Here is a 20962-nt window from a genome sequence, read left to right on the forward strand (position 1 = left end):
GCCTCTGGCGCGGGAAGGGACCATTCGCGAACCGGTGATACGATCACACCGATTTTGCGGAGCAGGTGGGTCCACCCCGCGTTTGCGGGGCTGCAGCAGCTGGCCCCGCTGACCAGTCTCGTCAGCATTTCTTGCTGGCCCGCCGGCTTAGGAGCCACAGGCAGACATGGACGTTTCCTCTTCCGCCCCGGTGCCCCCGCCCGGCTGCCCCGCACACGGCCGAGTCCCGGTCTACGGGCCGGAGTTCGCTGCGGACCCGGAGGCCTACTACGCCTACCTGCGCAGCTTCGGGCCGACCGCGCCGGTCGACCTCGCCCCCGGCGTCCCGGCCACTCTGGTCACCGACTACCAGACCGCCCTGCGCCTGCTCCAGGACCCGGCGAACTTCCGCAAGGACTCCCGCCGTTGGCGCGACCTCGCGGAGGGCCGGCTGCCCGCCGACAGCCCGGTGGTCCCGACGCTGACCTACCGGCCGAACGCCCTGTTCAGTGACGGCGCCGAGCACCTGCGGCTGCGTCAGGCGATCACCGACACCATGGCCCGCATCGACATGCGCCGGCTCGCCCGGAGCACCGAGCAGGTCTCGAACTTCCTCATCTCCCAGTTCGGTCCCCGCGGTTCGGCGGATCTGCTCGGCGACTACGCCAAGCAGGTCTCGCTGCTGGTCTTCAACGAGCTGTTCGGCTGCCCCGCCGAGATCGGCGACCGGGTCATGTTCGGCACCTCGGGCATGTTCGAGGGTGTCAACGCCGAGCAGGCGGTCGGCGTGCTCTTCGGCGCCTGCGGCGAGCTGGTGGCGCTCAAGCGCAGCCGGCCCGGCGACGACGTCACCTCGTGGCTGCTGCAGCACCACGCGCGGCTGACGGACGAGGAGATGGTCTACCAGCTCGCGCTGCTGCTGGCCTCCGGCACCGAGCCGCTGCGCAATCTGATCGGGAACACCCTGCACCGGGTGCTCACCGACGACGGGTACGCCAACAAGGGCGGGCTGATCGACGAGGCGATCGACGACACGCTGTGGGAGAACCCGCCCATGGCCAACTTCGCCGCCCACTACTCCGCGAGCGACCTGGAGTTCGCCGGGCAGCACTTCCGGGCCGGCGACCTCTTCCTGGTCAGCATCGGCGCCGCCAACACCAGCCCGGCCCTGGCCAGCGCCCGGCAGTCGGGCAGCCGCGCGCACCTGTCCTGGAGCGCCGGCCCCCACGCCTGCCCGTCCAAGGACCCGGCCCGCCAGATCGCGGTCACCGCGATCGAGAACCTGCTCAACCAGCTCCCGGACGTCGTACTCGCCGTCCCCGAGCGGAGCCTGACGTGGCGTCCGGGCCCGTTCAGCCGCGGCCTGGCGGCCCTGCCGACGCGCTTCACGCCCGTGGAGGTCGCGCACCGTCCCGCCTCCGCCCCGTCGACCCAGGCGCCGACCGAGCCGGTCGCTCCGCAGCCCGGCAAGGCCGAAGGCGGCGGCCGGTGGAGCCAGTTCCTCAACTGGCTCAAGGGCTGACCTGCCCCAGACGAGAGAAGAGCCCCCGCGGACCGTTCCCGGTCCGCGGGGGCTTTCTCGTGTGGCTGGGAGGAACCCCCTGGTTGATCACCCAGTCGCGGGGCTGTCGGACTGTGTGTGCGACCAATCGCCCGGGCGCCCGGGCCTTGCTTGAATCGACCCGCCTCACCACGTGAACGAGGCAGTCCGATTCGAGAGACCGAGGCAGATGAAGAACCGATCCCTGCGTACCGCCCTCCTGGGCAAGGCGTTCGTCCCCGGCGCGGTGCTGGTCCTGGTCCTCGCCGGGGTCGCGGACGCGCACACGGCGAGCGTGACCGTCGCGAGCCCGGGCCCGGCGATCGGACCCGGCACGCCGTTCACCGGCGTCTCCTCCCACGCCGACTGCGCCCAGGGCCTCGTCACCGGCGGCGGCGCGGACCAGGCCACGGGCGACAACCGGGCCGGCAACGGCAACCACGTGATGGGCCTGTCCCCGAGCGCGGACGGCGCGACCGAGTACCTCGGCACGCCGGGCGTCGTCGGCGCCGACGCCACGCACTGGCTCGCCTTCGGCGGCAGCGGCAGCAACTCCAGCCCCGCCTTCTCCACCACCCCGTACGCGATGTGCCTCACCAGCAACGGGATCCGGCACACCCTCGTCGTCATGGACAAGGCCGCCGGGCCGAGCATCGGACAGACCTCGAAGCTCGTCGTCGCGACCTGCCCGGCCGGGACCCGGCTGCTCGGCGGCGGCGCGCGGGCGACTCCGGCGAGCGTCGGCAGCCTCAAGCCGATCGCGAGCTACCCCACCTTCGCCGACGCCGCCCATGACTTCGGCCAGAAGGCCGCGGCCGACGGTGAGACGAACCCCGACTCCTGGGCCGCCGTCGGCGGCATCGGCGGCGGGCGTGACGACGACAACACCACCTACGCCTATGCGATCTGCACCGGCTTCGGCGTCGACGTCAAGCACGACAGCACCACCGTCCACTTCCGTGAGACGGCCGGTCCCACCGTCGCGAGCACCAGCCAGGCGGTGACGGCCGGGTGCACCGCCGACGACGGGGTGCTGGTCAGTGGCGGCGCGGCGGCCAGCGGCGGGTCGGTGACCACGACCGACTTCAGCAAGGCCGGCTCCGGCGGCACCCACCTGATCGGCAGCTTCCCGAGCGACGCCGATGGCACCCCGGCGGCGGGCGGCAGCGGCACGGCGGCGAGTTGGACCGCCGACATCCACGCCGGCGGCTCCCCGTCCCCGAACACCTTCTCCGACGTCTGGGCGCTCTGCCTGAACGTCCGCGACGGCCGCTAGCGGGGAGCGCAAGCCCCGACGGCGGGTGTCACACGATGTGACGTCCGCCGTCGACGGTGAGGCTGTCGCCCGTGGTGTGGGCGGCGTCGACCAGGTAGGCCACCGCGTCGGCGACGTCCTCGGGGGTGCCGGCGCGGTGCAGCGGGGTGTGGGCGGCGATCCAGTCGCGGGAGCTCTGCCAGACCTGGTCCGCCTCGGCGTACCAGGCGGTGTCGATCAGCCCCGGGGCCACCGCGTTGACGCGGATCTCCGGGCCGAGCTGCGAGGCCAGCAGCCGCGTCATGTGGTTGACCGTGGCCTTGCTGACCGCGTAGGGGATCGAGTTGCCCAGCGCCCGGGTGGCCGACACCGAAGAGCTGTTGACGACGCTGCCCGCGCCGCCGGCGCGCAGGTGGGGCACGGCGGCGACGGTCAGCTGCCAGGCGCCGATGACGTTCACGTCGAAGATCTCGCGCCAGGCCTGCGGGTCGGCCGCGCCGAGGTCGTCCAGCGGGATGAACCGGGTGGTACCGGCATTGTTGACCAGTACGTCCAGCCGGCCGTAGTGCTTCACCGTCTGCTCGACCAGCCGCTCCGCGTCCGCCGGGTCGGCGATGTCGCCCTGGAGGTAGTGCCCGTCCGGCAGTTCGGCCGCCAGCGCCTCCCCGGCCGCGCGGCGGCGGACGACGGCCGCGCCGAATGAGCCAGGTGGCCCAGTGTGATCGTGTACTGACTTTTAGTAGCATGTCGCAGGTGGAGAACGACGGGGTGCGGGGAGCGGGTGTGCGGGTGGTGGTCGTCGACGACCACCCGTTGTTCCGGGAGGGGCTGCGGGCCGCCCTGGAGAGCACCGAGGACGTGCGGGTGGTCGCCGAGGCCGAGACCGCGGCCGGTGGCGTGGCGGCGGTGGCCGCACAGCGACCGGACGTGGTGGTGATGGACCTGTCGCTGCCGGACGTCTCCGGGATCGAGGCCACCAAACAGCTGGCCCAACTGCACCCGGGCGTCCCGGTGCTGATGCTGACCACCTCCGACGACGACGGCAGCCTGCTCGGCGCCCTGCAGGCCGGGGCGCGCGGCTACCTGGTGAAGGGTGCGGGCCGCGACGAGGTGCTGCACGCGGTGCGTACCGTGGCCCACGGGGGCGCGGTGTTCAGCGCGGACGTGGCCATCCGCATCTCCGCGCTGCTCACCGGCGGTGTCCGCCGCGAGGCGGAGCAGCTCTTCCCGAGCCTGACCGCGCGTGAGGTCGAGGTGCTGGACCTGGTCGCCCGGGGGCTGGACAACCGCCGCATCGCCCGCGAGCTGTTCCTCGCGGAGAAGACCGTGCGCAATCACATCTCGCACATCTTCGACAAGTTGGACGTCGCCTCCCGCACCGAGGCCGCCGCGCGGGCCCGCGACGCCGGGCTCGGCGAGCCGCCCCGGCAGCCGGGGCCGGCGGGCACGCCCGGCAGCACCGGGTGACCCGTGCGGGACCCCTGCCTCATGCGCCCGGGACGTCCGGCGCGTCACGATGGACGCTCGCCACGGCGGACGGGGGAGGGCGCGAGAGGGGCGAGGAGAGGTGACGGCGGAGCTGAGCACGACGCCACGCACCGCGTGGGCCGGGAGCGGACGGATGGGAGCCGCCTACGCGGCCTGCGGTGTCGCGCTCGGCGCCTGCTTCGTCTGGCTGGCGCTGGCCTACACGGGTCTGGGCGGCTCGCGCCTGGCCTCGCTGGACTTCGGCATCTTCGGCTCGCACATCCTCTTCATGCTGGCCTGCGCGCTCGCGGGCACGTTCAGCCTCACCCACCCCTCGGGCGGAGCCGTCGGGCGGTTGCTGCTGCTGACGAGCACGGGAGAGCTGGTCGCTCAGGCCGTCGGCATCACGGCGGGGGCGCTGGGGTGCGGCGTCGCGGTGCGCACCGGCGTGGTGCTGGTGGGCTACGCCGGTGACTGCCTGTCCATCTTCCTCCTCTACGGCCTGCCGTTCTGGCTCCCCGACGGGAGACTGCCCGGACGGCGCTGGGGCAGGGCGCTCGTCGCCGGGATCGCCGCCTGGACGCTCTGCGAGGTCTACCTCGACACCGGGACCCAGGACGACTGGTACGGGATGCCCAACCCGCTGGCCACCGGCGAGCCCTGGGTCACCGTCAAGAACGCCCTGTCGTCCGTCGTCGGTTCGGTGCTGATCTACATGCCGGTCAGCCTCTCCGCGTTGGGCTTCCTGGTGCTCGCCGTCCGGGCGTGGCGCTGGCGGGGGCGGGGCAGGGGGCGACGGAGCGAGTCGGGGCGCCGACCGGGCCGGCCGCCACTGCTGCCCGGCGCGCTGCTCGTGGTGGTGGTGCCGTTCCTGCTGCTGACCGTGGGGAGTTACGTGGACTTCTTCTTCCCCCTGCCGAGCGCCGCGAGCCTGACGCTCTTCTACAGCCCGCTGGTGCTGCTGCCGCTCGGCCTCGTCTTCTTCTTCACCCGGGACCGCTCCGCCCACCTCGACCGGGCCACCCGCCGGGTGCTGGCCGTGCTCGTCACCCTCGCGGTGCTGGTGGTCGGGTACTTCGCGCTGGCGATCGGCCTGTCCGACGTGCTGCCGAGCACCCGCACCCCCGGTGCGCTGGTGCTGGCCGTGGGCTCGCTGGCGATCGGCCTGCTGCTGCGCGCGACCGGCGGCTGGGCGGTGCGCGTCGTCGACCGCTCGTACTACGGCGACCGGGCCCGGCCGTACCACGTGGTGCGGGAGCTGGCGGGACGGCTGAGCCGGACGGTGACGCCGGGCGAGGCGCCGCGGCTGCTGTGCGCGAGCGTCGTCACCACGCTGCGCTTCCCCGCCGCGCGGGTCCTGGTGCACACCAGCGGCGGAAGCCGGGAGACGGCGGCGCTGGGCGAGGCGGCGGGACGGGCGTGGCACCGCTTCGCGCTCGTCTTCGAGGGCGAGGAGGTCGGCGCGCTCGAGGTCGCGGCGCGCGCGGGGGAGCCGGAGCTGGACCAGCAGGACCACGACGTGCTGCGGCTGCTCGCGGACCAGGCCGCGCCCGCGATCGCCTCGCTGGGCCTCTACCAGGAGCTCCAGGCGAGCCGGGAACGGATCGTGCTGGCCCGCGAGGAGGCACGGCGGAGGCTCCGCCGCGACCTGCACGACGGCCTCGCACCGGCACTGTCCGGCCTGCGGCTGCAGGTCGACACGGCCCGCGCGGGCCTCGCCGGGGACGACCCGGCCGGCGGGCGGCTCGGCGGCGTCTCCGAGGGCATCGCCGACGCGATCACCGAGCTGCGGCGGATCACCGCCGGGCTGACCCCGGCCGTGCTGGACCGGGACGGTCTGGGTCCGAGCCTGCGCGGTCTCGCGACCGGCCTCGCCGGCCGCAACCTGCTGATCGACGTCGAGCTGCGCCCGGACCCGCTGCCGGAGCTCCCGGCCGCCGTCGAGGTGGCGCTGTACCGGATCGCCTCCGAGGCCCTGCACAACGTGGTCCGGCACTCGGGTGCCCGTCACGCGCGGCTCTGCCTGGGTGTCGCCGACGGCGTGGTGCTGCTGGAGGTCGGCGACGACGGCCACGGCATGGACGCTCCGCGGCGGCTCGCTGCCGCGGGCGGCGCCGGTGCGGGCGGGGTCGGGCTGCGGTCGATGGCCGAGCGGGCGCAGGAGCTGGGCGGGACGCTGCTGGTGCGGGGCTGTTCGGAGGGGGCCGAGGGCGTGGTGGTCCGCGCCGAGATCCCGGTGCGGCCGGGCGAGTAGCCGCTGCTTCGCCGGTCGTTGAAGGCGCGACGGCCTTACCTCCGGGTGCCCGACCGGGACCGGTCCGGGACTCTGGACTCATGTGCCCGGGACATCCGGCGACGCACATTCGTCAGTGGACACCGCGCCTGCCTCGTCGAGCAGGGGCACGAACGACAGGAGCAACCGATGACCGCGAATCCCTCACCCACCGCGAGCAGCGATGTCGCGGAGGAGCCCGTCACGCAGGACCCGCCCGTGGCGGAGGACCCGGACACCTGCCTGCACCCGAACGAGTGCCCGCCCATGCCGGCCCCGCCGAGCGGACCGCGCAAGCCGCACAAGCCGGACGACTGAGCCGGCCGGGCAGCACGGAACCGCCTCGCCGGTGGATCCCCTCGGGGACCCACCGGCGAGGCGTATGCGCGTGGACGGCTCGGGTCACATCCCGCTCATACCGCCGCTCATACCGCCCATGCCGCCGACGTCCAGGACGGCGCCGGGCATCACCGCGAACTGCCGCATCATCCCGGCGTCCTCGTGCTCCAGGATGTGGCAGTGGTACATGTACCGCCCGGACGCGCCACGGAACTGGCCTGCCACCGTGACCATCTGACCCGGCGGCACCCGCATCACGTCCTTCCAGCCCACCAGCGACGCGTCGATCGGCAGCGACTCCAGGTGTGCGACCGGCTCGCCGGGCGCGGTGCCGCCCTTCGTGGGCAGGAACTTGGCCGTGTCGTAGCCGTCGATCGACAGCGGCTGGAAGCGCGTCAGGTGGATGTGGATCGGGTGCAGGATGCCGCTCAGGTTGAGGATCTTCCACACCTCCCAGCCATCCTGCCGCGCCCGCCAGTTGAGCTGGTCGTCGAAGTGCCGGGCCAGCCGCCGGTAGGTGGTGGTCACCCCGTCCTGGTAGGTCACCTGGACGATGCCGTCCTCGGCGCCGCCCGTCGGCGCCTGGGAGGCCGGGACCTCGCCCAGCTCCCACAGCCCCAAGGTGCCGTCCGGGTCGGCCGCGAGCGCCAGCATCCGGTGCATGTGGTCCGGCGGGAGCAGCTCGTGCGTCAGCCGGTAGTAGGACGGCGAGAGGGTCTTCGGCAGCCGGAAGGTGTCGGTCAGCGGCGCGTCCGCGACGCGGAACTGCATCACGTCCGGCTCCGGCAGCCGGCTGGCCGGCAGCGGGTCGCCCGGCTTCACCCCGGGCGGCAGCGGGTCGCCGCGGAACGGCGCCTGCGCGGAGTTGACCAGCCGCAGCGACTGCCCGCGGAACGCGCCGAAGTCCACCAGCACGTCGGCCCGTTCGGCCGGCGCCAGGGTCAGTCCCTCGGCGGGGATCGGCAGTGGTGCGCCGAGCAGCCCGCTGTCGGTCCCGATCAGCCAGGCCGAGCCGGTCACCACCTGGTCGCTCCCGTCCAGCAGATGCAGCCGGTAGGTGCGCGAGTTGGACGCGTTCAGCACCCGGAACCGGTACCAGCCGGGCCGCACCTCGCAGTACGGCCAGATGGTCCCGTTGACCAGCGTGTACGGCCCGAGGAACGGCAGCGTGCCGGTGGTCTTGTGCAGCATCCGTCCGGTGAAGCGGCCGGACGCGTCGGTCTCCAGGTTGCGGTCGCAGACGATCAACGGGATCTCGCGGTCACCGCCCGGCAGTCCGAGCGCCTCCTCCTCGTCGTCCCGGAGCAGGTACATCCCGACCAGGCCGGAGAAGACGTTCAGCCGGGTGACGTTCATCGCGTGGTCGTGGTACCAGAGCGTCATCGCGGGCTGGTCGTTCGGGTACTCGGAGAGCTGCGCGTCGCCGTGCAGCACCGCGTTCTCCATCCACCCGTCGTTCCCGCCGCCGGTCACGGCCCCGTGCAGATGCGTCACCTGCCACGCCGGCAGTGCGGCCACGCCCTTGACGGGCTGGGCACGCCCGATGCCAGGGTCGTTCATGGCCAGCGAGGGGTTGCCGGGCGCGTCGGCGAGGAAGGCGTCCACGGCCGGGTAGGGCGTCGTGGTGCCGTTCTCCCACGCCACGCGGACGCGTTGGCGCCGGTGCACGTCCAGGACCGGCCCGGGGAAGTGCCCGTCGTAGGTCCACAGCGGGGTCGGCGGCAGCTGTGAGTGCAGGCGCAGGCTGACGCCCTCGGTGCGGAAGGTGAACCGCGGCTCCGGGTCCGCACGGTCCGGCCGCAGGCGTGGCGGGAGCCGCAGCGGATCGGCGAACTTGGCGAGGACGGTGGTGGTGGTTGTCGTTTCGATCGCTGTCATGACGCCTCCTCGGAGCCGGACGTGACGGGTTCGGCGCGCGGCCGCAGCGCGGCGGCGGCCTGGGGGAGCAGCGGCAGCGCGGCGAGGGCCGCGCCGACCGTGCACACGCCGGACCATCCGGCGTGTGTCCAGACGGCGGCGGAGAGCGCGGAACCCGTCGCGCCGCCGGCGAAGTAGCAGGTCATGTAGACGGTGGTCACCCGGCTGTGGGTGCCGGTGGGCAGCAGGGCGTAGATCTGCTGCTGGTTGGCGGTCTGCACCCCGCGCAGCCCCAGATCCAGCAGGACGGCTCCGACGCCCAGCAGCACCAGGTTCCCCCGCCCGAGGGCGAGGGGCATGAACGCCACGACCATCAGGACGTTGAAACCGAAGCGCGCGGGGCGCACATGTCCGTGGTCGCACCACCGCCCGGCCGGCTGCGCCAGCAGTACGCCCGCGACCCCGGTCAGCCCGAACAGGCCGATCCCGGCCTCCCCGAACCGGTAGGGCGGACCGGCGAGCAGGAACGCCGTGGGCGTCCAGAACGCGGAGAACGAGCCGAAGACCGCGAAGCCGCTGAGGCATCGTGCGAGGAGGACGGGATGCGCGCGGAGTAGTTGCACTATCTGGGGGTGCGGGGAACTGCGCGAGAAACCACCCGGTGCCGATGGCCCTGCTCGCTCGGCGCGCCACGTGGGTGGGTGGCGTGCCGCGCAGTTCCCCGCGCCCCTGGAAAGTGCAAGTGCGGCCGCTGCCAACAGGACCGCCGCGGCCGCGTAGACCGCGCGCCAGCCCCAGGCCGCGGCCAGCTGGCCCGAGACCACCCGGGCCAGCAGGATCCCGGCGGTGAGTCCGCCCATGACCGTGCCCACGGCACGTCCGCGGCGTTCCGGGCCCGCCGCGGACGCGGTGAGGGCGACGAGGACCTGGGCCGCGCTGCCGAAGAGGCCCAGGAGGGAGGTGGCGAGGGCCAGGACGGGAAGGGCCGGGGCCGTCGCGGCGAGCGCCGCCGCCGGGACGGACACCCACAGCAGGGCCGCGGCCAACCGCCCCCTCGCGACGCGGTCGCCCAGGGGGACGATCAGCAGCAGGCCCGCGGCGTAGCCGAGTTGGCCCGCCGAGACCACGGTCGCCGCGCTCGCGCGGGAGACGCCGAGCGCGGCGGAGAGCGTGGGCAACAGGGGTTGGGCGTAGTAGATCCCGGCCACGCCCACCCCGGAGGCGAACGCCGTGACGGCCAGTTCGCCTCGCCGCAGGCTCATCGGGGCTCCACGTCCGCGGGGCGGCGGGCGTCGAGCCAACGGCCGTCCGGTGTGCCGAACTCCACGTCGTGGCCGAGCTCGTCGAGGCGGTAGACGCTGACTCCGCGCCGGAACGTCTGCCGCACGCGGCCCGTCATCGTCCAGCCCTCGTACGCGGACCAGCCGCACTTGGAGCGGATGGCGTCCGGCTCCAGCATCCAGCGTTCGTCCGCGTCGAAGAGCACGAAGTCCGCGTCGAGGCCGGGCCGCAGCCGGCCCTTGCGCTCGTCGAGACCGAACAGCTCCGCCGGATGCTCGGCCAGCAGCCGGACCAGGCAGGAGAGTTGCGCGTCCGGTGAGTCCATCGGGGCGCGCCGGCGCAGGCCGGTGTGGACGGCGGGGAACATCTCCTGGACGCCCGGCAGGCCGGGCGGTGCGTCGGCGGGGGCGCGGAGCTTCTCCGCGCGGGTGTGCGGGGCGTGGTCGCTGCCGAGCGTGGCGACCTCGTGGGCCAGCACGGCCTGCCACAGCCGGTCCTGGTCCGGTCGGTACCGGATCGCGGGGCTGAGCCGGGTGCGCGCGCCGACGCGCGACGTGTCCTCGGCGGTGAAGGAGAGATGATGCGGTGTCACCTCGAATGTGACCGGCAGCCCGGCGTGGGCGCCGGCCGTCAGCAGGTCCGCCTCCTCGGCGGTGGAGGCGTGCAGCACGTGCACGGACGTGCCGTGGCGGCGGACCAGCTCCAGGACCCGGGCCACCGCGACGATCGCGCCGCTGCGCGGGCGGTGCCGCTCGTACTCGGCGTAGCCGGACGGCGCGCCGCGCCACTCGTCGAGGAGGCTGAACACGCCGTCGTCCTCGGCGTGCAGCAGCAGCCGCAGGCCGGCCTCGGCCGCGGTGCGGAACACCTTCTCCAGCTGCACCGGGTCCCGCACCACGTGCGGGGCGGTGTGGTGGCCGGCGAGGAAGACCTTGACGCTGGTGGCCTCGCGGGCGCCGACCTCGCGCAGCGGGGAGGGGTCCTCACCGGCGACGCCGAGGTGGAACCGGTAGTCCACCAGCGAGGTGCCGTCGACCAGTTCGGCCTTGCGGTGGGCCTCCTCGCCGGTGCGCAGCGGCGGGACGGTGTTCGGCATGTCGACGACGGTGGTGATCCCGCCCGCGACGGCGGCCCGGCTCGCGTGCGCCCAGTCCTCCTTGTGGGTCAACCCGGGGGTGCGGAAGTGGACATGGGAGTCGATGAGGCCGGGCAGCAGGTGGCGGCCGCCGCCGTCGAGCGTCCGCCGCGCGGGCGGACGCTCGTTCGGCCCCAGCAGACAGGCGATCCGGCCGCCCGACACGGCCAGCCCGCCCGTCACCACCCCGTCCCCGCTCACCAGCCGGACCCCGGTGACCACCAGGTCGTAGGGCTGCTCCCGGAGTTCACGGAGCTCACTCATCGCCGACACCCACCGCGACCGCGCCCAGCGCCTGGGTCTCCTTGCCGCCGACGCTCACCCAGAGCAGTTCGTCGTCCGGCCCGTCCCCGGTCGCGGCGTAGGAGGCCACGACCTGACGTGCGGGTGTGTCGATGACGAGCCGTCCGGGAGCAGCCGTGTCCGCGGCCAGCAGCCGGTTCGGGACGGTGCCGCGCAGGGCGGAGGCGGCGGCCAGGCAGACCGCGCCGGTCAGGGCCAGCTCGGGATGCCAGCCGCCGACCGTCAGCGCGCGGACCGCGAGGTGCCCGGGGGCGACCGGGACCACGGCGGCGACCTTGGGGAAGGCCCCGTTCAGCGGCCAGCCCAGGCGGGCCGCCTGCCGCCGCCGCAGCCGCTCCAACGTGGCGTACAGGTCCGGCTGTTCACCGCGGAACAGAGCCTCCCGGTCGCGCACGCCCAGGCGAGCGCCGTCGACGAACAGGTACGGGTTGGCCATCCGCACCACGCGCCCGCCGTCGCGCAGCAGGGTGCCGAGGCGGGTGCCGGGCGGGGCGATGAAGTGGGCGGTGAAGACGGTGTGCCGCGGCGACGCGTGGTCCACCTGGCAGACCACCTGGTCGCCGTTGTTCAGCACCCGGGCCCGGATCCGGTCGCCCGCGCGGAGCGCGGGCAGCCGGCCGGCCTGGGCCGCGGCCGTCACGGCGGCGAGCAGCGAGTGCCCGCAGTTGCCGTTCAGGTCGAAGTGGTCGTCGGCGTCCGGCATCGCCTGCACGAAGCGGTAGTCGACGTCGAACAGCGGGTGGGCGGAGGGCGCGATCAGCGCCCACTTGAGCACCTCGCCGGGGGTGCCGGCGTCGGGGAGCCGACGGCGGATCCGGGTCAGGGCCGTGACCAGCTCCTCGCGGTCGTGCGGGAGGGAGTCGGCGTCCAGGACCAGGGTTGGTCCGGGAGCGCCCATGGCCCGGGCGAGGGCGGCGAATCCGGCGGACGTGGGTGCGGTGAGCAGCGTGGGGGTCAGGGTCGTGGCGGTCATGACGCCACCTCCAGTAGTTCTCGGGCCTCGGCCGGGCGGGAGGCGGCGCGGCGCACCGCGAACTCCTCGCGCCACAGCTCGAACATCAGCAGCGACCAGGTCGCCAGGGCCAGGCAGTCGGCCGGCCGGTTCTGCTGGGCGCACAGCAGCCGGTCGACGGCGGCCGGATCCAGCAGTCCGCCGGCGCGCAGCCGGGCGGGGGAGAGCACCTCGCGCGTGTACGCCCACAGCGGCGTCCCGGGCGCGAGCATCGCCGTGATCGGCAGCGTGAAGGGCTGCTTGGGGCGTTCCAGCACGCTGCGCGGCAGCAGTCCGCGGGCGGCCGCGTAGAGGGCGACCTTGCCGCGTCCGGGCTCCGGCGAGAGCCGGTGCGACTGCGGTAGCGCGCGGGCGAGCTCGCGCACCGACCGCTGGCAGAACGGCAGTCGGACCTCGACGGCGTGCGCCATGCTCAGGTGGTCGACCCGGCGCAGGTGGTAGGCGGGCAGCCGGACCAGGGTCTCGAAGTCGGTCAGGACGTCGAGCCGGGAGCGGTGCGCGGCCTCCTGCCGCAGCCGTTCGGTGATCGCGTCGGAGGCGCTGCCGCGCTCGGCGACGAACGCCCGGTAGTCGGCGCTGTAGAGGCGCGGGCGGGCCTCGGCCGGAATGGCCGCGAGGGCGTCCACGTAGTCGGGCAGCCAGGTGCCGTGCGTGGTCATGGCCTTGTGGATGCGGCCGTAGCCGGCGAACACCTCGTCCGCCGCGTCGCCGGTCAGCGCCACCTTGAACCCGGCCCGGTGCACGGCCTCGAACAGGCCGTAGGTGCTGAGCGCGATCGGGTCCGCGTTGGGCTGGCCCAGGTGCCAGGCCACGGCCGGGAGCAGCTCGGGGAAGCGGGCCACGTCCAGCTCGACCTGGTGGTGCTCGGTGCCGGCGCGCCGGGCCACCTCGCGGGCGAAGTGCCGTTCGTCGTGCGGCCATTCACCGTGGTAGGCGATGTTGAACGAATGCACCGCGCCGGGCGCGGCGTCGGCCATCATCGCGGTGACCAGGCTGGAGTCCAGCCCGCCGCTGGTGATCGCGCACACTCGCGCGTCCGCGACCGACAGCCGCCGGACCTCCTCGGCCAGCGCCTCCCGCACCTGTTCGCCCGGCTCCCCTCCGGTGACGGCCGGGCGCTCCGGCGCGGGTCGGCGGTGCAGCCGCAGCCCGCGCGAGCGCGAGCAGACGGCGGTGGTGCCGGGCGGCAGCACCTGCACCCCCTCGACGAGGGTGTGCTCGCCGAACGGCGTCTTGGTCGCCAGGTAGCTGTCCAGTCCCGGCTCCCACAGCGACGGCCGTTCCCGGCCCATGGCCAGCAGCGCGGGCAGCTCGGAGGCGAAGTGCAGCCGGCGGCCGTCCCAGCGGTAGTAGATCGGCTTCATACCGGCGTCGTCCGTGGCCAGGACGAGCGTCGGCTCGGCGCGCAGGTCGATCAGCGCGACCGCGAACATGCCGTCGAGCTGTTCGGCGAAGGCGGGTCCGTGCTCCTGGTGGAGTGCGGGGAGCACGGCGCCGTCGCAGCGGTCGGCGAAGTGGTGGCCGCCTGCCCGCAGTTGGGCGCGCAGCTCGTCGTGGTTGTAGATCTCGCCGTTGAAGACGGCCTTGATGCGTCCGTCCGCGCTCTCGTAGGGCTGCTGCCCGCCGCCCGGGTCGGTGATCGCGAGCCGGTTGCTGCCCAGCGCCCACCCGGCGCCCTGCGCGAGCCGGGCCTCGTCGGGCCCGCCGTGCCGCTGCAGTGCCCCGGCCGCGCGCATGTCGTGCGGCGAGAGATCGGCGTCGAAGTGGCCGTGGATTCTGCACATGATCGCCGTGCCTTCCTCCCCCAGCCTTCGGCCGGGGGGACCCGTTCGGGTTTCTGTGCCTCCACGCTCACCGGCCTGCTGTCCCGCCCACCTGAGCCCGGTGTCCCGCTCCGGCCCCGCCCTCGTCCCGGACAGGTGGTGCGGCGGGTGGCGGGGCTGTGTCACCATGGGCCGACAGAGCAGGTTGACAATTTGTTGAAGCAGGGTCGCATGGGGAGCAAGAGGTGACTCAGCCGCTGGGGAGGCGCCTGGGCGCGGAGTTCGTCGGGACGCTCGCGCTCGTGGCGGTCGTGGTGGGGTCGGGGATCCAGGCGCAGCGGCTCACACCGGACCCTGGGGTGCAGCTGCTGGCGAACGCGCTGGTCAGCGCGCTGGGCCTGGGGGTCTTGATCGCGTTGCTCGGGCCGGTGTCCGGGGCGCACCTCAATCCCGTGGTCACGCTGACCGCGTGGTGGACCCGGTGGCGCGCCGGTGAGGCCGGGCCGGGGCCGGGCGAGCTGGCCGGCTACGCGGTCGCGCAGCTCGCCGGGGCGATCGGCGGCGCGGTGCTCGCGGACGGCATGTTCGGCGGGCCGGTGCTGCACTTCTCGCGGCAGGCCCACGACGGCCTCCACCTCTGGCTGGGCGAGGTGGTGGCGACCGCCGGACTCGTGCTGCTGGTGGTCGGGTTGGGGCGGATCGGACGGGAGGCGCTCGCGCCGCTGCTGGTCGCCGCCTACATCGGCGCCGCGATCTGGTTCACCTCCTCGGGCAGCTTCGCCAACCCGGCCGCGACGGTGGGCCGGGCGTTCACCGACAGCTTCACCGGCATCGCGCCCGGGTCCGTGCTGCCGTTCGTCCTGGCGCAGGCGGCCGGCGCCGCCGTCGGACTCGCCCTGGTGCCGCTGCTCTTCGGCGGCGGACCGCGGGAGCCGGGGGCCGGCTCCCCCTCGGAGGCGTCACCGGCGATGCGCCCGGAAGTCGACCCGTGTCGGCGTCAGGCGCCGCGTGCGCGCGGTCAGCGCCCGCAGCTGCTCGGCCATCTGCTGCGGGGTCAGCCGCCTGCGGTCGCCGTGGCCGGCGGCGCCCACGCGAAATGCAGCAGCGGCGCGCGGGGTGAGGAACACGAACTCCGGTCCGTACTCCAGCAGTAGCCCGAGCGGGGGCAAAGGGGATCGGGGGTTGCGGAACCTCCTGCGGCGCTCCTGCCGGTGCGCGTACCCACGGACGCGGCTCCGCCGGCTACGGCAGACCGAGGTGGGCGGCCAGGTGTTGCAGCGCCTCGGTGAGCGCTCTGCGCTGAGCACCCGTCAGCTCGCCGGCCAGCTCCGCGTCCAGCTCGTGGCCGGCGGCCTCGCAGCGGTCGAGCAGCCGGCGGCCCTCGTCCGTCAGTGTCAGCACCTGACGCCGCCGGTCCTGCGGGTCCCGGACCCGCTGCACCGCCCCGAGCTGCTCCAGGTGGTCGGCGAGCGAGACGACCAGGCTCGGTGCGACGCCCATCCGCGCCGCCAGCTCCTGCTGCGACGCGGCGGCCCCGGCGTCGAGCGCGACCATCAGGCCGACGTGCTTGGGCTTCAGCCCGAGCTCGAAGGCGTCGAGCGCGCGGGTGAACCGGTCGGTGGCCACGGTCCCGAGGGTGCCGAGCTTGAAGACCAGGGTCGAGGTGAGGCCGGGGAGGCGTCCCGCAGCCGCGTCGTGGGCATCGCTCGCATCGCTCATGTGCAGAACGATACCTTGTCGATATGGTTCAGAGGCCGAACGATTGGCAGTAGGGAGCGGTGCTCAAAAACGAGAGCGGTGCTCTTGACTGAGGCCCCCGCTCTCGCGCACACTGATCTCAAGCGAGAGCGGTGCTCTCGAAACGGTCTGAGTCGAGGAGCGAGCCATGATCCCCAAGCCGCTGCACCACGCGAACGAGCTGCTCGCCTTCGTCCTGGAGCTCGTCGCCCTCGGCTGCCTGGCCTGGTGGGGTTTCCACGTCGGCCACAGCACCGCCGTCCACGTCCTGCTGGGCGTCGGCGCCCCGGTGCTCATGGCCGTCGCCTGGGGCATGTTCGCCGCGCCCCGGGCCCGGCACCCGCTGCCGATCCCGGCGCTGATCGTCTTCAAGCTGGTGGTCTTCGGCCTGGCGGGCGCCGCCGTCTACGCGACCGGCGCCCACACCTTCGGCATCGTCTTCTGGGCCGTCGCCCTGGTCAACACGCTGCTGGCCACCGCCGACCGCGAGTCGCTCGCCCGGCTGACCCACTGACCCGGCGCGTCCCGGGCCGGCCGGACGCCCCGCTCAGTCGCGCGGGAAGTCCTCCTCCCAGAACTCCAGCTTGCCCCGTGCCGGTGACTCGCCGCCGCCGGTCAGCCCGCTGCCGTGCAGCTCGTTCTCCCGGCCCCGCAGCTCCACGCGGCGGATCTTGCCGGAGACCGTTTTCGGCAGTTCCGCGAACTCCAGCCGGCGCACCCGCTTGTACGGCGCCAGTCGGCCCCGCGCGAACTCCAGGATCGACCGCGCCGCCTCTGCGTCCGCGGTGGCGCCCGGCACCAGCACGACGTAGGCCTTCGGCACCGACAACCGCAGCGGATCCGGCGACGGCACCACCGCCGCCTCCGCGACTTGCGGATGCTCGATCAGCACGCTCTCCAGCTCGAACGGCGAGATCCGGTAGTCGGAGGACTTGAAGACGTCGTCGGTGCGACCGATGTAGGTGAGGTAGCCGTCGGCGTCCCGGAACGCCACGTCGCCGGTGTGGTAGAAACCCCCCGCCGTCGCCTCCGCCTGACGCTCCGGATCCTGCTGGTAGCCCGTCATCAGGCCCAGCGGGGTGCTGTCCAGCGGCAGACAGAGCTCGCCCTCCGCGCCGGGCTCGGTGACCACCGCCCCGCTCGCCGCGTCGACCAGCGTCACCTCGTACCCGGGCAGCGGCACGCCCATCGAGCCGGGCTTGACCACCAGGCCGGGCGGGTTGCCCACCTGCGCCGTGGTCTCGGTCTGCCCGAAGCCGTCGCGCAGCGTCACGCCCCAGGCGGCCTGCACCCGCTCGATGATCTCCGGATTCAACGGCTCGCCCGCACCGACGAGTTCGCGCAGCGGCGGCCGCCACCGGGTGAGGTCCTCCAGGACCAGCATCCGCCAGACCGTCGGCGGCGCGCAGAAGGAGGTGACCCGGTGCCGCACCATCGCGTCCAGCAGCGGACGGGCGGCGAACCGTGGCTGATTGACGATCAAGATCTCCGCCCCGGCGTTCCACGGCGCGAAGAAGTTGCTCCACGCGTGCTTGGCCCAGCCCGGCGAGGAGACGTTCAGGTGCACGTCGCCGGGCCGCAGGCCGATCCAGTACATCGTCGACAGGTGGCCCACGGGGTAGGAGCGGTGGGTGTGCTGCACGAGCTTGGGGCGGCTGGTGGTGCCGGAGGTGAAGTAGAGCAGCAGCGGGTCGTCGGCGCGGGTCGGCCCGTCGGGGGTGAACGGCGCGGGCACGGCGGCGGAGTCGGCGTAGGAGAGCCAGCCGGCCACGGGCTCGCCGACGGCGATCCGCGTCCAGTCCCCGCCGATTCCGGCGAAGCCGCCGGTCAGCCCGGACTCGGCGACGACGTGCCGCACCTCGCCCCGGCTCACCCGGTCGGCCAGGTCCTCGGGGGAGAGCAGCGTGCTGGCGGGGATGACCACGGCGCCGAGCTTGATCGCCGCGAGCATCACCTCCCACAGCGGCACCTGGTTGCCGAGCAGGAGCAGCATGCGGTCACCGCGTGCCACGCCGAGGCCGCGCAGCCAGTTCGCGACCTGGCCCGAACGGCCGCTCAGCGCGGCGAAGCTCAACGCGGTCTCGGCGCGCACCTCGCCGTCGGCGGCGAGGTCGACGACGCGAAGCGCGACGTCGTCGTTGCCGTGGGCCTCGGGATCGAACCAGTCCAGGGCCCAGTTGAAGTACGCGCCCTCCGGGCGGGGGAGTCGCCGCGCGCCCTCGATGTCGCCGCGGTGCTGCAGCAGATGGTCGCGCGCGGCGCGGAATTCGGCTGTCGCCTCATTCGTCGGGGGCGTGCTGTCCGGGGCCATCGCGATCTCCTCCCGCGGGGGGCGCACAGCGGCGTGCGCCGAACGGATCACACCGTTTCAGCAGGCTGAGTACCGGTCAAGCAGGCCGCGCCCTCCGGCGCGCGGGCACGCCGGGGGCGCGAGGAACGGCGCGACAGTCCCCCACCCTTCGGGCGGGGGTGTCCCCATCTGTGTGTGGTGACTCGCCGAACGGGCAGGGCCATCCGCATGTCGGTGGTTGCTCCCGCCCACGCGCCGGAGGCGCAGATCAGCACAGCCCCGCGCCCCTGGGTGGTGCAACCGGAGGTTTGCCCGAATGGGTCAGGCGGCCGGGAGTTCGTCGAGGCCCTCGGAGACCAGCTTCGCGAGGCGGTCGAGGGCGGCGTCGGCGTCGGGTGCGTCGGAGGAGAGGACGACCTCCTCGCCGCCCTGGGCGCCGAGGCCCAGGAGGGCGAGCATGGACGCGGCGTTGACCGGGGTGCCGCCGTTCTTGGCGATGGTCACGGGCACGCCCACCGCGCCCGCGGCGCGGACGAAGATGGAGGCGGGACGGGCGTGCAGGCCCTCGGGCCAGCCGATGGTGACGCGGCGCTCAGCCATGGTGCGTGCCTTTCGCGTGGTGCGTGGAGCAGGGAACTCGGACAACTCAGGATATTCGGAACATTCGGCTTCACTGCGAACCCGGGCGTCCCTCTGTTGTCTAGACCATTCTCGCACGCGTCACGGCAGGACGGACCGGTCAGCGGGAAGTCAGGCCCAACGTCCCCTCGCGCCGGGCCGACAGGCCCACTCGGCGTCGCACGCCACCCGCGCCGCTTCCGCGGTTAACCTGGGCGAGTGAGCGAGAGCTACCCGGCCCACTGGGAGGCCGACATCGTGCTGCGCGACGGCGGCACGGCCCGGATCCGCCCGATCGTCCCGGACGACGCGGACCGACTCGTCGCCTTCTACCAGCGGGTCTCGGACCAGTCGAAGTACTACCGGTTCTTCGCTCCCTACCCGCGGCTGTCCGCCAAGGACGTCCGGCACTTCACCCACCACGACTTCGTCGACCGTGTCGGGCTGGCCGCGATGGTGAACGACGAGTTCATCGCGACGGTCCGCTACGACCGCATCGACGAGACCGGCCGGCCCTCCGGCTCCGGTACCGAGGCCGAGGTCGCCTTCCTGGTGGAGGACGAGCACCAGGGGCGGGGGCTCGCCTCCGCCCTGCTGGAGCACATCGCGGCCTCGGCCCGGGAGCGCGGCATCCGCCGCTTCGTGGCCGAGGTGCTGCCGGACAACCGGAAGATGGCCAAGGTCTTCACCGAGGCGGGCTACACCCAGCAGCGCAGCTTCACCGACGGCGTGCTGCACTTCGAGTTCGACCTCACCCCCACCGAGGAGTCGCTCGCGGTCATGCGCGCCCGCGAGCACCGCGCCGAGGCGCGGTCGATGCAGCGGCTGCTCGCACCTCGCTCGGTCGCGGTGATCGGCGCGGGGCGCAACCCCGTCGGCGTCGGCCGGACCGTGCTGCGCAACCTGCTGACGGGCGGCTTCACCGGGCCCCTCTACGCCATCAACCAGGCCGCCGCCGACCCGGCGGCAGGCCTGACCGAGCTGGACGGCGTGCCCGTCCACGCCGCGATCGGGGACGTCGCCGCGCCGGTCGACCTCGCCGTGATCGCGGTCCCTGCCGAGCGGGTGCCGGACGTGGTGGCCGACTGCGGCACGGCGGGCGTGCGGGGGCTGGTCGTGATCACCGCCGGCTTCGCCGAGACCGGCCTCGACGGGCGCGCCCGGCAGCGCGAACTGGTCCACCAGGCGCGCGCAGCGGGCATGCGCGTGCTCGGACCCAACGCCTTCGGCCTGATCAACACGGATCCGGAGATCCGGCTCGACGCCTCGCTCTCCCCGCAGCTGCCCCGGCGCGGACCGCTCGGCATCTTCACCCAGTCCGGGGCGATCGGCGCGGCGCTGCTGGAGGCCGCGCACCGGCGCGGGCTCGGCATCTCCTCGTTCGCCTCGGTCGGCAACCGGGCGGACGTCTCCGGCAACGACCTGCTGCAGTTCTTCGAGGAGGACGAGGCCACCGGCGTCGCCCTGCTCTACCTGGAGTCCTTCGGTAACCCGCGCAAGTTCAGCCGCCTCGCGCGCCGGGTCGCCGCGCGCAAACCGCTGGTGGTGGTCAAGGGCGGCCGCGACACCCGCAGCATCCCGGCCGGGCACGCGGCGGCGATCACCAAGCTGGCCGACTCCACCGTCGACACGCTCTTCGACCAGGCCGGCGTGATCCGGGTCGACACCATCACCGAGCTCTACGACGCGGCCGACCTGCTCGCCCACCAGCCGCTCACGGCCGGGCCGCGGATCGCCATCGTCGGCAACTCCGACTCGCTCGGCCTGCTCACCCACGACGCCGCCCTCGGCGCCGGCCTCCAGCCGCTGCTGCCGCACGACCTCACCACGGGCGCGACGCCGGACGACTTCCGGCGCGGGCTGCGCGCCGCGATCGACCGGCCCGACAGCGACGCGGTGGTCGCCGTCGTCATCCCCCCGATCGGCGCGGGCGGCTTCCCGACCTTCCCCGGCTCGGGCCTGATCAGCCGCACCAGCCTCCCGGCACTGAGGCAGGACGCCCCGCCCCTCGACCTCGCCCCCCTCGCCGCCGCGCTCCGCGACAGCGCCCACCGCGCCCGCGCCGCGGGCGCGGTGGGCGCTGTCGCGGAGGGCGGCGGCGAGGGGGGCGAGGT

Annotated in this window: 17 protein-coding genes; 8 read left to right on the forward strand and 9 right to left on the reverse strand. The window is 73.8% G+C overall.

Translation table 11 applies throughout. The annotated features are described in order from the left end of the window. The first annotated feature begins 166 nt into the window (after window positions 1-166). The gene (locus tag DN069_RS26890; protein ID WP_111505162.1) at window positions 167-1501 is read left to right on the forward strand and encodes a cytochrome P450; all 1335 of its coding nucleotides are present in this window, start codon (window positions 167-169) and stop codon (window positions 1499-1501) included. Window positions 1502-1709: 208 nt separating this feature from the next. Further along, a complete protein-coding gene (locus tag DN069_RS26895; protein ID WP_111505164.1) occupies window positions 1710-2795 on the forward strand; it encodes a hypothetical protein in 1086 nt (361 codons plus the stop codon). 28 nt (window positions 2796-2823) lie between these two features. Here DN069_RS26895 and DN069_RS26900 read toward each other — a convergent pair whose 3' ends face one another. After that, on the reverse strand, window positions 2824-3432 hold the full coding sequence (locus DN069_RS26900; RefSeq protein WP_111505166.1) for an SDR family NAD(P)-dependent oxidoreductase: 609 nt from the start codon (window positions 3430-3432) through the stop codon (window positions 2824-2826). 86 nt (window positions 3433-3518) lie between these two features. Between DN069_RS26900 and DN069_RS26905 the strand changes: the two genes are divergently transcribed. The 3 genes from DN069_RS26905 (at window position 3519) to DN069_RS40325 (ending at window position 6831) form a co-directional block, all read left to right on the forward strand. Further along, window positions 3519-4241, forward strand: coding sequence for a response regulator transcription factor (locus DN069_RS26905; RefSeq protein WP_133260044.1), 723 nt, complete (start codon window positions 3519-3521; stop codon window positions 4239-4241). A 100-nt stretch (window positions 4242-4341) separates the two neighbouring features. After that, window positions 4342-6495 (forward strand): sensor histidine kinase, encoded by a 2154-nt coding sequence (locus DN069_RS26910; RefSeq protein ID WP_133260045.1) that lies wholly within the window; start codon window positions 4342-4344, stop codon window positions 6493-6495. 168 nt (window positions 6496-6663) lie between these two features. Continuing rightward, window positions 6664-6831, forward strand: coding sequence for a hypothetical protein (locus tag DN069_RS40325; protein ID WP_165845647.1), 168 nt, complete (start codon window positions 6664-6666; stop codon window positions 6829-6831). A gap of 84 nt (window positions 6832-6915) precedes the next feature. On the opposite strand, the gene DN069_RS26915 is transcribed toward DN069_RS40325, so the two are convergent. Genes DN069_RS26915 through asnB form a run of 5 tightly spaced genes read right to left on the reverse strand, consistent with a single transcriptional unit; the run spans window position 6916 to window position 14224 of the window. Further along, a complete protein-coding gene (locus DN069_RS26915; protein WP_111505168.1) occupies window positions 6916-8730 on the reverse strand; it encodes a multicopper oxidase family protein in 1815 nt (604 codons plus the stop codon). Then, window positions 8727-9971, reverse strand: coding sequence for an MFS transporter (locus tag DN069_RS26920; protein ID WP_111505170.1), 1245 nt, complete (start codon window positions 9969-9971; stop codon window positions 8727-8729). Before DN069_RS26920 ends, DN069_RS26915 begins: the two co-directional genes overlap by 4 nt. After that, window positions 9968-11389 carry a dihydroorotase gene (locus DN069_RS26925; protein WP_111505210.1) on the reverse strand — a complete coding sequence of 474 codons (1422 nt, stop codon included), beginning with the start codon at window positions 11387-11389 and terminating at the stop codon, window positions 9968-9970. The genes DN069_RS26920 and DN069_RS26925 overlap by 4 nt, the downstream gene beginning before the upstream one ends. Further along, the gene (locus DN069_RS26930; protein ID WP_111505172.1) at window positions 11382-12401 is read right to left on the reverse strand and encodes a PrpF domain-containing protein; all 1020 of its coding nucleotides are present in this window, start codon (window positions 12399-12401) and stop codon (window positions 11382-11384) included. Before DN069_RS26930 ends, DN069_RS26925 begins: the two co-directional genes overlap by 8 nt. Then, complete coding sequence (gene asnB, locus DN069_RS26935; protein ID WP_111505174.1) at window positions 12398-14224, reverse strand: asparagine synthase (glutamine-hydrolyzing); 1827 nt, start codon at window positions 14222-14224, stop codon at window positions 12398-12400. The genes DN069_RS26930 and asnB overlap by 4 nt, the downstream gene beginning before the upstream one ends. 224 nt (window positions 14225-14448) lie before the next feature. On the opposite strand from asnB, the gene DN069_RS26940 reads away from it, so the two are divergent. Next, window positions 14449-15357: an aquaporin gene (locus DN069_RS26940; RefSeq protein WP_243639773.1), complete on the forward strand. Its 909-nt coding sequence runs from the start codon at window positions 14449-14451 to the stop codon at window positions 15355-15357. Window positions 15358-15445: 88 nt separating this feature from the next. Here DN069_RS26940 and DN069_RS26945 read toward each other — a convergent pair whose 3' ends face one another. After that, window positions 15446-15922, reverse strand: coding sequence for a MarR family winged helix-turn-helix transcriptional regulator (locus DN069_RS26945; protein ID WP_111505176.1), 477 nt, complete (start codon window positions 15920-15922; stop codon window positions 15446-15448). A gap of 166 nt (window positions 15923-16088) precedes the next feature. Between DN069_RS26945 and DN069_RS26950 the strand changes: the two genes are divergently transcribed. Then, window positions 16089-16454, forward strand: a complete 366-nt coding sequence (locus DN069_RS26950) for a YrdB family protein (protein WP_111505178.1) — start codon at window positions 16089-16091, stop codon at window positions 16452-16454. 33 nt (window positions 16455-16487) lie between these two features. Here DN069_RS26950 and DN069_RS26955 read toward each other — a convergent pair whose 3' ends face one another. Both DN069_RS26955 and DN069_RS26960 read right to left on the reverse strand, forming a co-directional pair. Then, a complete protein-coding gene (locus DN069_RS26955; RefSeq protein ID WP_111505180.1) occupies window positions 16488-18251 on the reverse strand; it encodes an AMP-binding protein in 1764 nt (587 codons plus the stop codon). A gap of 300 nt (window positions 18252-18551) precedes the next feature. Continuing rightward, window positions 18552-18830, reverse strand: a complete 279-nt coding sequence (locus DN069_RS26960; protein ID WP_111505182.1) for an HPr family phosphocarrier protein — start codon at window positions 18828-18830, stop codon at window positions 18552-18554. Between the two features lie 237 nt (window positions 18831-19067). Here DN069_RS26960 and DN069_RS26965 point away from each other — a divergent pair. Further along, window positions 19068-20962: GNAT family N-acetyltransferase (locus tag DN069_RS26965; protein ID WP_116513699.1), on the forward strand; the 1895-nt coding region annotated here is incomplete at its 3' end.

The sequence above is a fragment of the Streptacidiphilus pinicola genome, from assembly GCF_003258295.1.
Taxonomy (GTDB): Bacteria; Actinomycetota; Actinomycetes; order Streptomycetales; family Streptomycetaceae; genus Streptacidiphilus; species Streptacidiphilus pinicola.

Excerpts from the sequence above, each read along its gene's own strand:
- DN069_RS26930 (WP_111505172.1), bottom strand. The coding sequence starts at position 12,401 with ATGACCGCCACGACCCTGACCCCCACGCTGCTCACCGCACCCACGTCC.
- DN069_RS26945 (WP_111505176.1), bottom strand. The coding sequence starts at position 15,922 with ATGAGCGATGCGAGCGATGCCCACGACGCGGCTGCGGGACGCCTCCCC.
- DN069_RS26955 (WP_111505180.1), bottom strand. The coding sequence starts at position 18,251 with ATGGCCCCGGACAGCACGCCCCCGACGAATGAGGCGACAGCCGAATTC.
- DN069_RS26895 (WP_111505164.1), top strand. The coding sequence starts at position 1,710 with ATGAAGAACCGATCCCTGCGTACCGCCCTCCTGGGCAAGGCGTTCGTC.
- DN069_RS26920 (WP_111505170.1), bottom strand. The coding sequence starts at position 9,971 with ATGAGCCTGCGGCGAGGCGAACTGGCCGTCACGGCGTTCGCCTCCGGG.
- asnB (WP_111505174.1), bottom strand. The coding sequence starts at position 14,224 with ATGTGCAGAATCCACGGCCACTTCGACGCCGATCTCTCGCCGCACGAC.
- DN069_RS26890 (WP_111505162.1), top strand. The coding sequence starts at position 167 with ATGGACGTTTCCTCTTCCGCCCCGGTGCCCCCGCCCGGCTGCCCCGCA.
- DN069_RS26915 (WP_111505168.1), bottom strand. The coding sequence starts at position 8,730 with ATGACAGCGATCGAAACGACAACCACCACCACCGTCCTCGCCAAGTTC.
- DN069_RS26925 (WP_111505210.1), bottom strand. The coding sequence starts at position 11,389 with ATGAGTGAGCTCCGTGAACTCCGGGAGCAGCCCTACGACCTGGTGGTC.
- DN069_RS26960 (WP_111505182.1), bottom strand. The coding sequence starts at position 18,830 with ATGGCTGAGCGCCGCGTCACCATCGGCTGGCCCGAGGGCCTGCACGCC.
- DN069_RS26950 (WP_111505178.1), top strand. The coding sequence starts at position 16,089 with ATGATCCCCAAGCCGCTGCACCACGCGAACGAGCTGCTCGCCTTCGTC.
- DN069_RS40325 (WP_165845647.1), top strand. The coding sequence starts at position 6,664 with ATGACCGCGAATCCCTCACCCACCGCGAGCAGCGATGTCGCGGAGGAG.
- DN069_RS26905 (WP_133260044.1), top strand. The coding sequence starts at position 3,519 with ATGTCGCAGGTGGAGAACGACGGGGTGCGGGGAGCGGGTGTGCGGGTG.